Source organism: Psychrobacillus sp. AK 1817 (assembly GCF_008807035.1).
GTDB classification, from domain to species: Bacteria; Bacillota; Bacilli; order Bacillales_A; family Planococcaceae; genus Psychrobacillus; species Psychrobacillus faecigallinarum.
The window spans coordinates 2,912,186-2,926,799 of sequence record NZ_CP031739.1 but is presented as its reverse complement, the minus strand read 5'-3'; the positions used below and the strand labels follow the sequence as shown (position 1 = coordinate 2,926,799).

General features: G+C 36.6%; 15 protein-coding genes. 9 read left to right on the top strand and 6 right to left on the bottom strand.

The window, feature by feature from the left end; genetic code table 11:
- The first annotated feature begins 134 nt into the window (after positions 1-134).
- Positions 135-818 carry an adenine nucleotide alpha hydrolase family protein gene (locus tag D0S48_RS14645; RefSeq protein ID WP_151112367.1) on the top strand — a complete coding sequence of 228 codons (684 nt, stop codon included), beginning with the start codon at positions 135-137 and terminating at the stop codon, positions 816-818.
- A 159-nt stretch (positions 819-977) separates the two neighbouring features.
- Here D0S48_RS14645 and D0S48_RS14640 read toward each other — a convergent pair whose 3' ends face one another.
- Entirely contained in the window at positions 978-2,135 is a 1,158-nt protein-coding gene (locus D0S48_RS14640; RefSeq protein ID WP_151113833.1) for an MFS transporter, read from the bottom strand.
- Positions 2,136-2,491: 356 nt separating this feature from the next.
- Between D0S48_RS14640 and D0S48_RS14635 the strand changes: the two genes are divergently transcribed.
- The gene (locus tag D0S48_RS14635; RefSeq protein WP_225321628.1) at positions 2,492-3,190 is read left to right on the top strand and encodes a YetF domain-containing protein; all 699 of its coding nucleotides are present in this window, start codon (positions 2,492-2,494) and stop codon (positions 3,188-3,190) included.
- A 78-nt stretch (positions 3,191-3,268) separates the two neighbouring features.
- Here D0S48_RS14635 and nagZ read toward each other — a convergent pair whose 3' ends face one another.
- Complete coding sequence (nagZ, locus tag D0S48_RS14630; protein WP_151112365.1) at positions 3,269-4,933, bottom strand: beta-N-acetylhexosaminidase; 1,665 nt, start codon at positions 4,931-4,933, stop codon at positions 3,269-3,271.
- A 251-nt stretch (positions 4,934-5,184) separates the two neighbouring features.
- Positions 5,185-5,919, bottom strand: coding sequence for a YqcI/YcgG family protein (locus D0S48_RS14625; protein ID WP_144539397.1), 735 nt, complete (start codon positions 5,917-5,919; stop codon positions 5,185-5,187).
- Positions 5,920-6,115: 196 nt separating this feature from the next.
- On the opposite strand from D0S48_RS14625, the gene D0S48_RS14620 reads away from it, so the two are divergent.
- Positions 6,116-6,970 (top strand): dimethylarginine dimethylaminohydrolase family protein, encoded by an 855-nt coding sequence (locus D0S48_RS14620; protein ID WP_151112363.1) that lies wholly within the window; start codon positions 6,116-6,118, stop codon positions 6,968-6,970.
- Positions 6,971-7,205: 235 nt separating this feature from the next.
- On the opposite strand, the gene D0S48_RS14615 is transcribed toward D0S48_RS14620, so the two are convergent.
- Positions 7,206-7,706 carry a cupin domain-containing protein gene (locus D0S48_RS14615; protein WP_151112361.1) on the bottom strand — a complete coding sequence of 167 codons (501 nt, stop codon included), beginning with the start codon at positions 7,704-7,706 and terminating at the stop codon, positions 7,206-7,208.
- Positions 7,706-8,293 carry a histidine phosphatase family protein gene (locus D0S48_RS14610; protein ID WP_151112359.1) on the bottom strand — a complete coding sequence of 196 codons (588 nt, stop codon included), beginning with the start codon at positions 8,291-8,293 and terminating at the stop codon, positions 7,706-7,708. Before D0S48_RS14610 ends, D0S48_RS14615 begins: the two co-directional genes overlap by 1 nt.
- A 155-nt stretch (positions 8,294-8,448) precedes the next feature.
- Between D0S48_RS14610 and D0S48_RS14605 the strand changes: the two genes are divergently transcribed.
- Positions 8,449-9,207, top strand: coding sequence for a MerR family transcriptional regulator (locus D0S48_RS14605; protein WP_151112357.1), 759 nt, complete (start codon positions 8,449-8,451; stop codon positions 9,205-9,207).
- Between the two features lie 12 nt (positions 9,208-9,219).
- Here the strand turns inward: D0S48_RS14605 and D0S48_RS14600 are convergent, their stop codons facing one another.
- A complete protein-coding gene (locus D0S48_RS14600) occupies positions 9,220-9,627 on the bottom strand; it encodes an NUDIX hydrolase (protein ID WP_144539387.1) in 408 nt (135 codons plus the stop codon).
- Between the two features lie 893 nt (positions 9,628-10,520).
- On the opposite strand from D0S48_RS14600, the gene D0S48_RS14595 reads away from it, so the two are divergent.
- The 5 genes from D0S48_RS14595 (at position 10,521) to D0S48_RS14575 (ending at position 14,564) form a co-directional block, all read left to right on the top strand.
- Entirely contained in the window at positions 10,521-10,844 is a 324-nt protein-coding gene (locus D0S48_RS14595; RefSeq protein WP_144539385.1) for a PadR family transcriptional regulator, read from the top strand.
- Positions 10,837-11,892: a DUF4097 family beta strand repeat-containing protein gene (locus D0S48_RS14590; RefSeq protein WP_151112355.1), complete on the top strand. Its 1,056-nt coding sequence runs from the start codon at positions 10,837-10,839 to the stop codon at positions 11,890-11,892. Before D0S48_RS14595 ends, D0S48_RS14590 begins: the two co-directional genes overlap by 8 nt.
- A gap of 91 nt (positions 11,893-11,983) precedes the next feature.
- Positions 11,984-12,727, top strand: a complete 744-nt coding sequence (locus D0S48_RS14585) for a ferritin-like domain-containing protein (protein WP_151112353.1) — start codon at positions 11,984-11,986, stop codon at positions 12,725-12,727.
- A gap of 158 nt (positions 12,728-12,885) precedes the next feature.
- Positions 12,886-13,452 carry a sigma-70 family RNA polymerase sigma factor gene (locus tag D0S48_RS14580; protein WP_144539379.1) on the top strand — a complete coding sequence of 189 codons (567 nt, stop codon included), beginning with the start codon at positions 12,886-12,888 and terminating at the stop codon, positions 13,450-13,452.
- Positions 13,449-14,564, top strand: coding sequence for a DUF4179 domain-containing protein (locus D0S48_RS14575; RefSeq protein WP_151112352.1), 1,116 nt, complete (start codon positions 13,449-13,451; stop codon positions 14,562-14,564). The genes D0S48_RS14580 and D0S48_RS14575 overlap by 4 nt, the downstream gene beginning before the upstream one ends.
- Positions 14,565-14,614: the final 50 nt, after the last annotated feature.

Here is a 14,614-nt window from a genome sequence, read left to right as displayed (position 1 = left end):
TGATTTTCCTAAGTAAATTATACACTAAATGATGTATCTCTGCACTTCTGGTGCTTACAATAGCTTATAATTTGCAATATTTTATACATGTTACTAGAATAGATGAGACTATAATAAATGAGGTGTAGACAACCGTGAAACGCGTAAAAGGTAGAATGGACGAAAGTATACTTGTCTGCGTATACTATGGACCAAATGGTGAACGACTCATTAGAAGAGGACACAAGATGGCAAGTATTATGGACTGTCCACTCTATATCTTAACTGTAGATCCACTTCCGTACGATGCTTTCGATGCGGAAAAATCAGGATACGTAGAGCAGTGGAGAACTTTAGCAGATGAACTAGACGTGGAAGAATTTATCATCCGTGATAATGAAAAGCGTCCTTCTCCTAAAGTGATTAAGGAAGTAGCACATCAATTTAATATCACCCAGATTATAATCGGACAAACAGCTCAGAGCAGATGGGAAGAAATTACGAAAGGCTCCTTTATGAATGTACTATTAAAGGAAATCCCATTTGTAGATTTCCATGTGGTCTCGGTGGAACGTGCGATAAAAGAAGAAGAAGAAGGAATATTTGAAAAAGGTGTAAGAGCCTATTTGGTGAATGATGGAGATACTTATAAAGTATCCTTTACCTGTGCAAAGAATATGTGTCAGGAAGGAATTTTCTTTAAAGAAATTGGTACAGATTTTGATAATGGGATATTCAAATTTATGCATAATAACAAAATGCAGCAAGTTCATATCCAAGACAATCTAGTAACTGATCCATCTCAAGTTCCAGCTGATTGTAGACTAAAAGCAAGATAATATATAAGAGCAATCCTATATGGATTGCTCTTTTTTTGTAAATATGAAAGCTCGGCGCTGCTCCTGCGTAAGCTAGTTACAAACAAGAGCGTTTGGAATGACTAAGGAACTGTCCCCTCACTTTTCTCCATTTAACTGACACAGGCGCTTGCGCTTTTCTTATGCCGCAACCTTCCCATCCTTTGGTAGAGCAAAAGCTACTAATCCTAATATAGGAAGAAGCGACACAACCACCATAGTTGAATACACTCCTATGTAATCCATAAGAATACCAATAACTACTGCTCCTATAGCTCCCATTCCAAACGCCAATCCAACCGTAAGACCAGCCATTGTTCCAATTTTGTTTGGAACTAGCTCTTGTGCGTAAACAACTGTCACGGAAAAACTGAGCATGATTGAAAATCCAATAGCAGTTAGTAGTATTAAAATAGCCCAAACAGGCACATAAGGTAATACAAGACACAATGGTATTGGTACAATGGTTGAAATGACAATCACTTTTTTTCTTCCAATCCTATCAGCCATCGGACCTCCAAAAAACGTCCCCACTGCCCCCATAGCTAAAAACAAGAAAATAATTAGTTGGCCTTTATCTGTTACGAAGTTATAGTTTTCCGTCAAATGAAAAATATAAAAGCTAGTAATATTCGTAACATAAAAAGAGCGCACAAAAATAATTATCATTAAAAGCCCTAGTGCAATCCCTACTTGTTTCTTAGTCAATACAGGCAAAGAAGATATAAATGCTTTTTTCTTAGCACCTAAATCCGCTTCTCTTAGTTGTTCCTTATACCATCTAGAAATTTTACTCAATATAAAAATACCTATCGCCGCAACGATTAAAAATAACGCGGCTCCTCTTTGTCCAAGCGGAAGTAGTATAAATCCACTAATAAGAGGGGCTAAAGCTTGTCCAGAATTCCCTCCAACCTGATAAATCGATTGAGATAGTCCTCTTTTATTCCCCGCTGCCATATAAGAAACCCTAGAACCCTCTGGATGGAATACTGCTGATCCCAAGCCTAAAAATATAACAGCTACGAGTATTATCCAGTAATCTGGTGCAAAAGCTAATCCTGCCACACCGATAAAAGAACTTACCATTCCTAGAGGAAGAGCATATGGCATTGGCTTTTTATCACTTATAAAGCCAACCACTGGCTGTAGTATAGAAGCAACTATATTAAGGGAAAATGTTATAAATCCTAACTGAGTAAAGGTTAATCCAAGTTCACCTCTAAATATTGGAAACATAGCTGGAACAATAGATTGTAAAGTGTCATTAAAAAGATGACATATTCCCATAGCCACCATAATAGGATAGACAGGATTCCCCTGTCTATTCAGAGTTTCTGTTTGCGACAATTTACCACATCTCCCTATAAAAATAGTTTTTGGATCAATTTTATAATTTCTATCTATATGAAAAACATGAACAAAAATGATTTCCACTCTAATCGGTCATCTCTCATTAAGCTGGTATCGTCGCAGCTTATACAATCAAAAAGTTATAAATATTCATGTTTAATAGTAAGTGCAATTATGAAAATAACCCAATTTAGTTATTATATCGCAAAATCATTGAATTTATAAAATTTTCCTAAAAGAGAATAGTTAGATGCTAGTGGGTCACAATACATAGAAGTATATTTAAAGGAGTATTGATCACAATGGCTGATATAAGTTTTTGGGAAATGATTTGGAGAACTACCATCTCATTTGCAGTTTTGCTTTTTTTAGCACGCATAATGGGAAAGAAGCAGATAAGCCAATTAACTTTCTTTCATTACATTACAGGAATAACTATAGGATCTATCGCTTCGGAAATTGCTTCACAAAAAGAAACTCCCTTTGTGGACGGAATTATATCACTAATATGGTGGGCATTACTTACAATCCTTATGACATATCTTTCACAGCTTTCTCCTAAGTTGCGTCTGCTTTTAGATGATGAGCCAACAATTATCATTAAAGATGGAAGAATATCTTTAAAATCCTTAAAATCTTCTCGCATGAACATGGATGATGTAATGATGTTATTAAGAGAACAATCCATCTTTTCTATAGACGATGTCCAGTATGCAGTATTAGAAACAAATGGAGAGCTAAGTGTTTTTAAAAAACCTGCAGAACAAAATGCAACAAAACAAGATGTGAAGGCAGACGTTTCCATGCCCACTTATATTCCAACCGAAATTATATCAGACGGTAAAATTGTACGGAAAAATCTAAAAGAATTGAAACTAGACGAAGAATGGGTAATGAAGAAGTTGCGCAAGCACGGGGTTCAGTCAGTCGATGAGGTATACTTTGCACAATTACAAACAAATGGATCTCTTTCGGTTAACCTAAAAAATAATGGTCTATAAAATAACCATGAAGACAACAAAAGGTATGGGGAATTTTTCCCCATACCTTTTTACTTCCTTTTAAATAGGAAGCTTTTGCTATTTTAAAATATTATTTGTTAGTTCTTCAGCTAAATTATTTAGTTCATTTACATTAATAGAAGAAAGTTGATCGTTGCTTAGTTGATATTTCTCCTTTAACTGAAGAATACGTTCCACGCTCCTATCAATTTGTTCTACCTTTATTTCTTCATTTCGTACGGCCTCTAAAATAGCTTGAATTGCTCTGTGCACTTTTTCATAGTCATGTGCGATTAATACAATATCATTACCAGCCTTGACAGCTTCAACTGCTGCCTCTCCTATTTCATAATTATCCAAAATGGCCTTCATCGTCATATCATCCGTCATGACGACACCTTCATATTTCAGCTGCTCTCGTAGTATTTTCGTAATGACCACATTTGAAATGGATGATGGCTTATTAGCATCTATTTCTGGTAATAATATATGACCAATCATGACCACATCTGCTCCACTTTTTAAAGCATTTTGAAAGGGAATGAATTCTAAAGCCTGAAGCTCTTTCATATTCTTACTTACTATTGGAAGTTCAATATGAGAATCTACTTCTGTATCCCCGTGACCAGGAAAATGCTTAATAACTGAAATAACATTTTCACTTTGCAAGCCCTTCATAGTAGAAATACCAAGCTCACTCACCAATTTAGGGTCACTTCCAAAAGAACGATCTCCAATAACAGGATTATTAGGATTACTGTCAACATCAAGCACAGGTGCAAAATCCAAATTAAATCCAAACGCATTCAGCTGCTTGCCTAATAATTCTCCCAATTGAAATGCTAATGCTGGATTGTCCTTTTTACCAATTTGTTTATTGGTGGGAAGATTGCTGAGCTCTGGAATCCTTGTCACTCTTCCTCCCTCTTGGTCTATCCCTAAAAACAGCGGATATTGCTGCTGCATATTCTCAGCCTTAATGGAATTAAGTAATGTCACTATCTGATTTGCATTTACCAGGTTATCTTTAAAGAAAATGATTCCTCCAACCTTATCCTCACGAATCATTTCCCTACTTTTCTCCGATAATTCTACTCCCTCAATTCCTCCAAAAATCATTTGACCCACTTTTTCTTCTAAGGACATACTATCCACTGGAGAGGTTGTCACCGGCGAGTCTACCTCCTTTAAGTCCGTATAAACTGAAATATGATGAACGTTAGGATTCGGATCATTTTCCGTAGGCTTTGGCAGAATCCATTTTAATTGTATATTCGGGAGAATTTCATAAACTAAAATAGTTTCTTCTTTCCCTTCATCCTGATAGCTACGTATAATATCTGGCTCTCCTGCAACCGAATGGATGTCTTCCAATTGAACCTCTTGTATATATGTTGAGTTAGTTCGGATATCAAAAACAGTTCCTGAATGATGTCCAACAGTTGCGTTTCGAGATAGATAGGTGTCATAAATATCATTCGAAAGATTGCTGCTCTCATCAGGTACTCCCCATAGCTCGTACAATTGTTCTGTATCTGTTTCGCCAACTATAAAGGGTACATTTATAACCTGTCCTTTTTCAGCTAGCTCAAAAACAAGAGAAACAACTGCCTGTCCTTCGTTAGCTGCTTCTTCTTCACTTATAAACTCTTTTGGTTTCTCTTCTTTGTTAGTTGTTAAGACCGCTTCTATTATAGTAAACATAAAAATTACTACTATGATAATTCCAATTTTTTTTATCATTTTAAAGGCCCCCGAATGATCGTCTACCCTATTGTATTTCAATTAGTACCGACACTATACCTTTTTTCGTATTTTAATTTTAATAATCAATCATTTTCAAATGTCAAAACTAAATTAATTAAACCAATTTGCACAACAAATAATTAACTTAATACAGAATGAATCATAATCTCGAATTCAAGCAACATATCTCTACGGTACTCACTCTGTACTTTATTTCCACAAAAAAATCCCCAAACGGGGATTGGAAATTATGCCTGTGATTTATGGCGGAATGGACATTTCCCTTGAATTGGCTCACTATCATCACCAATAAAGGATTGCTTCCATTCGTTATGTGTCGGGTCGCCGAAGTGGCCTATGTCTGGATGCTTAGGTAGCTGATCCCACACTTCTACACGTTTACGAACTTTTTCACGTGACATAATGCCACCTTTTTCAGTTCCTTCTAACCCTTCAAAAATTTTACGCGGTTGGAATCCAAGAACCATCGCATTTCCTAGATGACGTGTCTTTCGCTTCTTGTATGCAGGAGCATTTCCAAACACAAAAATTGGCTCACCATTGAATCGGAAATCCCATAAATAGTGCTCTGGGTCGCGAGGACTGTCTTCGGGCCATTCCACTTCATCGACTTCATGTAAGTATTGGAGGATATCCCAAAACTGCTTTCGGTAATCTTCAATAGAACCCTCTTGCTCAAAAGGCTCCACAAATACAAAAAGACCGTGTCTCTTGTAGTTTGGTAATTTAAATAAATTTAGAAATTCTTCTACTGCAGAAGGTAGATTACTCCAGTCATCTTGATTGATATAAGCATAGCGGAGCTCGCCTTTTAATTCGCCACTCATTCCAAAAAAACATGGAAACGTTTTATCTGTTACTGTGTTATGAAAGGTTTCGTATTCTTTATAAAGCCAACTAGGCAAGTCAGTTCTAGTATGAAAATCTTCTTTTGTTAATAATGCTTGTTCCTTTGTAATCATACGATCTCCTCCACTATATTCATTCTTACATCTTATTATGTCTATTCTTCACTTTAACTAATGTACATATTCTTTACCCCATTCTAAAATTCTTGAAACAACTAGGTACAAAAGGAAATAAATTTCACAAATAGGTTATGAAATGAAAAATTAAGGGAATACAAAAGTAATGAGTGAAGAAAATGGAGGATTACTTATGGTGAAAATAATTCAAGATAAATCTCAAATACATTGTAAAAGTGAATATGGAACGCTTCAAAAAGTAGTCTTATGTGAACCACAATTCATGGAAATTAGAGAAGTGATTAATGACGTACAAAAAAAATATATAAATGATAATATAGACCGTTCACTTGCCATTTCGCAACATCAAAAGTTTGAACAGACTTTAAGGAATGCAGGCGTGGAAGTGATAAAACTACAACCAAGCAAAGACCACCCTGAACAGGTCTTCACTAGAGATATTGGGTTTACTTTGGGTAACCGTTTATTTATATCCGAAATGGCGAATCCTATTCGTCAAGGCGAAGAGAAAGTATTGGCAAATTGGATGAATGAACATGACATTTCGTATAAGAAGCTTTCCACGCATTCCATTGAAGGTGGCGATGTAATCGTGGATGGCAATCGTGTGTTTATTGGAATTAGCCATCGTACATGTAAGGATGCTGTTCAAGCTTTACAAAAAGAATTGCCGGATTTTGAAATTATACCTATCCCTTTTAATCCAAAATATTTGCATCTAGACTGCGTGTTCAATATTCTTTCCTCAAAAGATGCATTAATTTATCCTGATGCGCTCGATCCTAAAATTGTAGAAAATTTATCGAGCATGTATCATTTAATCGAAGTGAGCGAAAGTGAGCAATTCTCAATGGGTACGAATGTGTTGTCTATAGGGCAAAACCGAGTGCTAAGTTTGCCAACAAATCGTGATGTTAATAACCAGCTGAGACAGCATGGTTATCAAGTATTGGAAATCGAATTCTCAGAAATCATTAAATCAGGTGGATCGTTCCGATGCTGTTCAATGCCTATTCTGCGCGGATAAGAAAAGAGTAATTGGCATCTTAAGAAAGCATTCTATTGATAAATGAGCTTGGAAATGTAATTCCAAGCTCATTTTTTAATTTGAATCAGTATGATCATTCCAGGCACTTAGAGTTACTCAATCGAATATTAAACAAAATTAAAAGACCTCGGTTGCACACCGAAGTCATTTTTATTGCTACTATGTCATTTACTGAACTTATACATCATTTAAAGAAAGCGTTTTGGCTAATCGATTAATTCGGAATTATTTCATACGCAAGCTTTCGAATAATGAACTCATGCTCCGGAAAATTCTCTAAAAGTTCATCCTGAGTGAAAAGCTCAAAATCTTCATATTCAAATCCAGGAGCAACCATGCAACCCACTAAAGAAAATTCTCCGCCCTCTAAAACTGAGGAGCCGAAAATAGAATTTTTAGGAACGATTACTTGTGGCATTTCTCCGTTGGCTATATCTAACCCAAGCTTATATTCATGATAGTTTCCTTTTGGGTCAATTACATGAACAACTAATGGGTCTCCACCATGAAAATACCATAACTCATCTGACTTTAAACGATGAAAGTGGGAGATATCTTTCTCACCAAGTAAAAAATAAATGCTTGTATATAGATTTCTAGATGACCCAGATACATCTAGAGTTTCTGTAGAGGCGAATGAAGACTTAAAGTAACCGCCCTCTGTATGAGGTTCTAAGCCTAAAAACTCAATATAATAGGAAGCATCCTTTTTCATTATACTTCCCTCTTTTCTAAATGCTTCATACAATTAAATAGATGACAGTGGTTTGCCTCGTCTTGCAGCTCAACGATGGTCAAAGAGGTATTTCCTATGTCTTTAGAGAATTCTCCATCCGGAATAAGCGCATATAAAATTCTTGCAAGAAATCCTCCGTGGCTAACAACTAAAATCTTTTTACCTTGGTGTGCTTTTTTTATGTCCTCAATGAAGGACATCCCTCTAGCGATAATAACTTCTTCCTTCTCGAAGCCCATTTCCTGCTCTCTCCAATTTTGTCCCCATTTCGCAACTCGTTCATTTTCGGTAGTTCCTTCTATTATACCGCCACCAATTTCACCTAAGCGCTTATCTACTCGAAAATCAATACTAGGCTGCTTTTCTGCTATAATTTCTGCAGTCCGCTTAGCCCGAATAAGATGGCTAGTGTATATGATATCCCACTGTTCCTTCTCCATCCGCTCAGCAACTCGCTCTGCCATTAGCACCCCTTCATCATCTAAAGGTACGTCTGTTGTACCCTGTGCTCGTCCTTCTTTGTTCCAGGCGGTAACACCATGTCTAATAAATCCTATTGTAGTCAATTAAAATCCCCCTTTGTTCAAAGATAAAATAGAATTTCCTTTTCGTAAAGTAATTGTCCATAAGCCTTGTAAAAATGTCTGAGTAGATTTAAATAATATCACTTGACCTTTACGCTACGTGAACCCTTAGACTACTTATAACAGGAGGTGAAGAAATGGAATACACGATTCAAAAGCTTGGGGAACTTGCAGGAATTAGTACTCGTACTTTACGCTATTACGATGAAATCGACTTACTGAAACCAGCCCGATTCAGTGAGGCAGGCTACAGAATTTATAGTTCAGCCGAAGTAAGCCGACTCCAACAAATATTGTTCTATCGAGAGTTGGGGATAAACTTAGTACGAATAAAAGAAATCATCTCTTCTCCAAGCTTTGACAGTACTGCTGCATTAAAGGAGCACAAAGAAAAACTACTTCAAAAAAGGGTCCAGCTTGATTTGTTAATAAATAATGTGGATAAATCGATTCAAGAAAAAGAAAGGGGTATTAAAATGACAGATAATGAAAAATTTGAAGGCTTTAAACAACAGCTTGTGGACAACAATGAGGATAAGTATGGTGAAGAAATTCGAAATAAATACGGAAATCAAACAGTAGATCAATCCAACTCTAAGCTAAAAGATATGACACAGGAACAATATGAGGAGATAGTTAAATTAGAACAAGAAGTATTAGATAGTTTAAAAGAAGCTATGACAGCTGGCGATCCAACAAGTGACCTGGGGCAAAAGACAGCAAGCCTGCATAAGCAGTGGATAAGTTTCTATTGGCCAAAATATTCGAAGGAAGCTCACGCGGGTCTAGCCGAAATGTATGTGGCAGACGAACGTTTTGCAGCTTATTATAATAAAGTTCAGGCTGGGGCAGCTCAATTTTTACGAGATGCTATTCGTGAATATACTAAAAACTAGAAGGCTTGCCTTCTAGTTTTTTAAAAGTTGCTCAAGTATGTGGATATCATCGGGATAAGCTAATGGCAATCTCTTAATATCGTCCAATGACTTCCAAGCAATTTCGTGGATAAATTCATCTGGATCATGGATTGTCAATTCTCCACTAACAAAGTTCACCACAAAGTATTCTACATAATACGAAATACCATAATCACTTAGTAAACCATTCTTTTGATGTACCTTTTCACTCGGATGAACAGTTAAACCTGTTTCCTCCCAAAATTCTCGGACACAGCATTCTTCAAATGTTTCTCCCTCTTCCAACGTACCTGATGGAACTGTCCACAGCTTATCCTCTCCTGGTGCAGCCTGTAAAACCATCAACACTTCATTTCGCTCATTAAAACAAATACCAGCTGCCCCTTGCCACTTGAACATATTTCCCATTCCCCTCTTCTGCCACATATCATTTTGCTTTAATTATACCGCACCCCAGAAAATCGGTGAAGTAGCGGGATTATGGGAAAGTGGCCCTAAGTTAATGATTAATCTATATTTTCGAAAGGATTCGCACGTAAACAGTAGTAGAAAGTGGCACCTAAATCCAAGAGGCGCCCCTATTTACTAAGTTTTCGCCCCTAAACCACATACAAATGTCTCCTAAAGTCGACGAATGCGCCCGTAAACAGTAGAAAGTGGCACCTAAATCTCATACAAATGTCTCCTAAAGTCGCCGAATTCGCCCATAATCAGTAAAAAGTAGCACCTAAATCGAAGAGGCGCCCCTATTTACTAAGTTTTCGCCCCTAAACTTCATACAAATGTCTCCTAAAGTGGCGGTATCCGCACATAATCAGTAAAAAGTAGCCCCTAAATCGAAGATGCGCCCCTATTTACTAATTTTTTGCCCCTAAACTTCATACAAATGTTTCCTAAAGTGGCGGTATCCGCACATAATCAGTAAAAAGTAGCCCCTAAATCGAAGATGCGCCCCTATTTACTAATTTTTTGCCCCTAAACCACATGCAACTGTCTCCTAAAGTGGCCAATTTCGCCCCTAAACCTGTGCAACTGTCTCCTAATGTCACCGGATACGCCCGTAAACAGTAGAAAGTGGCACCTAAATCAAAGATACACCCCTATTTACGAAGTTTTCGCCCCTAAACCCATGCAAATGTCTCCTAAACTATCTGGGTTCACCCGTAAATGAAGAAAAAGCAATCCTATAATTTATATTATTTTCCACAGTACCTTGCAATGTATAATAGCATATGATATATTACTTTCAACGGTACTGTTTATTGAATAGTAGCTAAGGGAGTGAAAGAAAAGTGAATATACAGTTTAAAAAGGGTGTTTTAAATCTGTGCGTGCTTGTCTTGTTGGATAAACAAGATCGATATGGTTACGAGCTGGTACAAAAAATATCTGATCAAATCTCAATTTCTGAAGGCTCGGTTTACCCACTCCTTAGACGATTAACTAAGGAAGGCTACTTCACAACTTATTTACAGGAATCAACGGAAGGTCCCCCACGTAAATATTACAAGCTGACGGACCTCGGTAGAACATATCTTCATGAGCAATTAAATGAATGGAAAAGCTTTACGGATGGTGTAAATAATCTAATCGAAGAGGGTGTAAATAATGACTGAGCAACAATTTATTAAGGAATTGGAACTTGCATTACATCAAATGACTACTGACGAGCGCAGTGAAATTATTTCGGATATTCGAGAATATTTCTCTAATGCACGGGAAGATGGAAAAACGGACAGCGAAATATCTGCCTCACTTGGTTCACCAAAGATTATTGCGCAGGAGCTTCTTGAGAATTATGTTCCAGAGAAGTCCCAGCCAAAAGCGTTTACAAGCGATAAGTTGATACGCATTCCGGAGCCTAACTTTTCTAATGTGTTAGTAGATCTTGATTATGGTTCTCTAAACGTTTTTCCGTCTGAAACGGATGAAACTACTGTGGAACTGATTGGGGATAATGACAAGCTTTCCTTTGTAGTCGAAGTGATAAATGATACTCTCTCCATTAAGTTAAAATCTAAAAAAATGAGCTTCTTTACTTTTATCTTTCAGGTGAAAGAACTAAAAGTAAATGTCGCTCTACCAAAAAAACTTTATTCAACTATTATTATGAAAACTGATGATGGTCGTATTCGAGTAGAGAAATTGCTTGGTAAAAATGTGAAGATTACTTCTGACAACGGCTCCATTGCACTTCAAGAAATAGCTGCTACTATTATGGAGGTTAACACAGACAATGGTCGAATTGAGTTAGATCGAGTACAGGCTGACAAGCTAACTACTACGACCGACAATGGCAGAATTGAACTCCGCAATGTGGATACAGAGAAAACTTATGCAGAAACAGACAATGGCCGCATAACGATGCAATATGTTAGTGGGGATATCCTGGGGAAAACCGACAATGGACGAATCGAACTGTTAACAACTAGCATTGATCGAATGATTGATCTAAAAACAGACAATGGCAGTATCATGATTGAAACCGAATCCGAGCCTAAAGATGTATCTATTTACGCTAAAGTGGACTGGGGTAAAATAGACATTTTTGGAGAACGTAATTCCAAAACTGTTTACGGTGCAGGAACGAATCAAGTAAAGTTAACCTCTGACAATGGCAGATTAACTGTAGCAAAACGGATAATATCCGGGATTACTAACTAATGGTACCTAACTTAACCTAGCACAAGATCCAAACACCTTTTTTCCTCTTTTCTCATAGACTAGGTAAGGACTATAACAAAAGGGGAAATGTATGAATAATACCGAAAACTATAACCAACAGATGTATGCCCAACAGGCTTATCAGCAATCGTTAACATTAATAGCCGAAGCCGTACAAGGAGAAAAGGAAGATCAAGTTTTTTATGACTACCTAATCTCCTTAGCTCCTAATCAAGAACAAATAGAAATAATCACGTCTATCCGAAACGATGAGATAAAGCATAATCAGTGGTTCAGAGAAATGTATAAAGCATTGACTGGTAATGATGTGGTGGTTACGACAGAAGAGCAATTGGTTTCTCCTGCCAATTATGAGGCCGGTATTAAGAAAGCTTTTTTCGGAGAGTTAAAAGCAATGGAAAAATACAGAGTAATACGAGCAGGACTACCCTACCGCGAATACAGAGATATTGTTTTCGAAATTTTGACAGACGAAATGAAACATGCTCAACTATATAATTATATTTTAACGGAAAATATTTCAAAAAATGTACCGGAAAGCATGCAAGAAAATACTTCAGCAAATACTTCTTGGAACAAGCCTGAGCCTGTTGGCTTCCCTGACCAGTGGATTCAATATACACAATACCTTGTAAATGAAGCTCTCAGTGATGTGGAAAGAGGCGTTAATTTAAAGCATATTCTCCAGGAATTTATACTCATGGGTGTCCTCGTTGGTAAAGGATATACCCCAGAGCAAGCATATGAAACAGTAGAGAATTGGGAACTCTCAGGCGAATCTCAGTTACTCTACCAAAGTAAAAATATTAAGTAACACAACGCTGCGTATAATACGCGGCTTTTTTTTATGCCCAATTATTGTAATTCTCATGTTACTCTAAAATAAATATTTCATTTTTTGAGAAAAATTTAAAATTTGTGCGTTATATAGAGTGTAAAAGCTTTTACAAATACCAAAAGGAGCTATTGTAGATGAAATCAACTGAATCTAATTTTATCCACAGGCTAAAATCAGAAAAAGAAGACGCACTGGAATATGTTGTGGATAATTACTTACCATTAATAAAAGGCGTTTCCTACAAGGTTCTTTCTCCTCTAAAAAATGATGGGATGATAGATGAATGCATAAACGATATCTTTTTATCTATTTGGCATCATGCAAAGGATTTTAATGGCGACACAACTGATTTTAAAAAATGGATTTGTATAATCGCTAAATTCAAAGCTATCGATTACTACCGAAAAGCAACTCGTAATATGGAGGTTTCTAGTGAACAGATGGAACTTCAGCCAGCTGACTCTATAGAAAAAAGTTTGATTCTAACAGAAAATCGAAATGAACTAATGCAATTAATCCATAAACTAGATCCAATCGATCAACAGATCTTCATCATGCGTTTTTTTCTTGGCGAAAGTACAGAAGCCATCGCTAAGAAGCTAGGGAAAACAAAAGCATCTGTTGATAATCGTATATACAGAGGAAAAAAGAGGCTAAATGGACAGGTTAAGAAATTTCTTCTAGGAGGTAGCTATGTATGAAAGATCTTTACAAGCAATTTAATAATATTGAAATAGATGTAGACGAATTTGAAGAGATGGAAGTAAGCGAATTTGAGCGAGCGAAGGTAAAAAAAGAATTAAAAAATAAAATCAACACATCTAAACAAAGGAAAAGTAAAAAGTTTTTAGCTGCCGCTTCCCTAGCCGTAGGACTGAGCGTCTCAGCTATAGTAGGACTATCTTTCACTGCCTACGCGGACAATATCCCAGTAATCAGCAATATTTATAAATTCTTTTATGAAACTAGTGGTGTCAAAGGAGATTTTTACGCGGGGTACGCAGATGTGTCTACTCCTATTAATTTAACCGCAACAAGCAATGGAATTAATATAACAGTAAATGATGCCATTTATGATGGTGAATCTATGATTGTCACCTATACTATTGATGCCAATAGAGATTTAGGATATCCAGTAGTAATTAGGGGAATTCCACACCTTCAAAATTCTCCGAAAACGGGAAGTCATGAAGCAAGTAAAGTATCAGAGAGCGAAAACAAATATGTAGGTATTTTCACTATGAAAATGGACGAAGAGGATACCTCTTTACCAATAGAATGGAACATAGATTATTTACGTCCAGGAAGAACCATTGATAATGACCCTATTGAAGGTGATTGGAAATTTAACTTTACTTTAAATAAGGCAGATATATCTATCTATAATATAGATAAAAAGCTTGAACAAGACGATCTTACAATCCATCTTCAAAAGCTTACGATATCTCCAAATTCGTTTCACTTTCTTTATGAACAAATTCCCTCCGATAAATTGCAAGAAGAATGGGATAGTATCGCAGTCGACTTAATAGTACGTGATGATTTAGGTAATCTTTATTCGCTGGAAGAGCAAAGTGGAAGTGGTGGTTCTTCTTTAAAGAATAACGAGAATAATATTAAATGGGGCGCTATATATGAGAAAATTAACCCTGAGGCTACTCAACTCATAATAACTCCTGACGTAGAATTATATGATTATGATATCATTAGATATAGCGAGGGTGGTTCAATTATTGGTCGTGGCCGCTCCTATAATAGCACCGCGGATCAAAAACAATACAAAATGGATGACATAATCATCGATTTAAAATAAACGAATTCTTGTTTAACCTTAGCTAAGCCCATTAAAAATAAGCTTAGCTT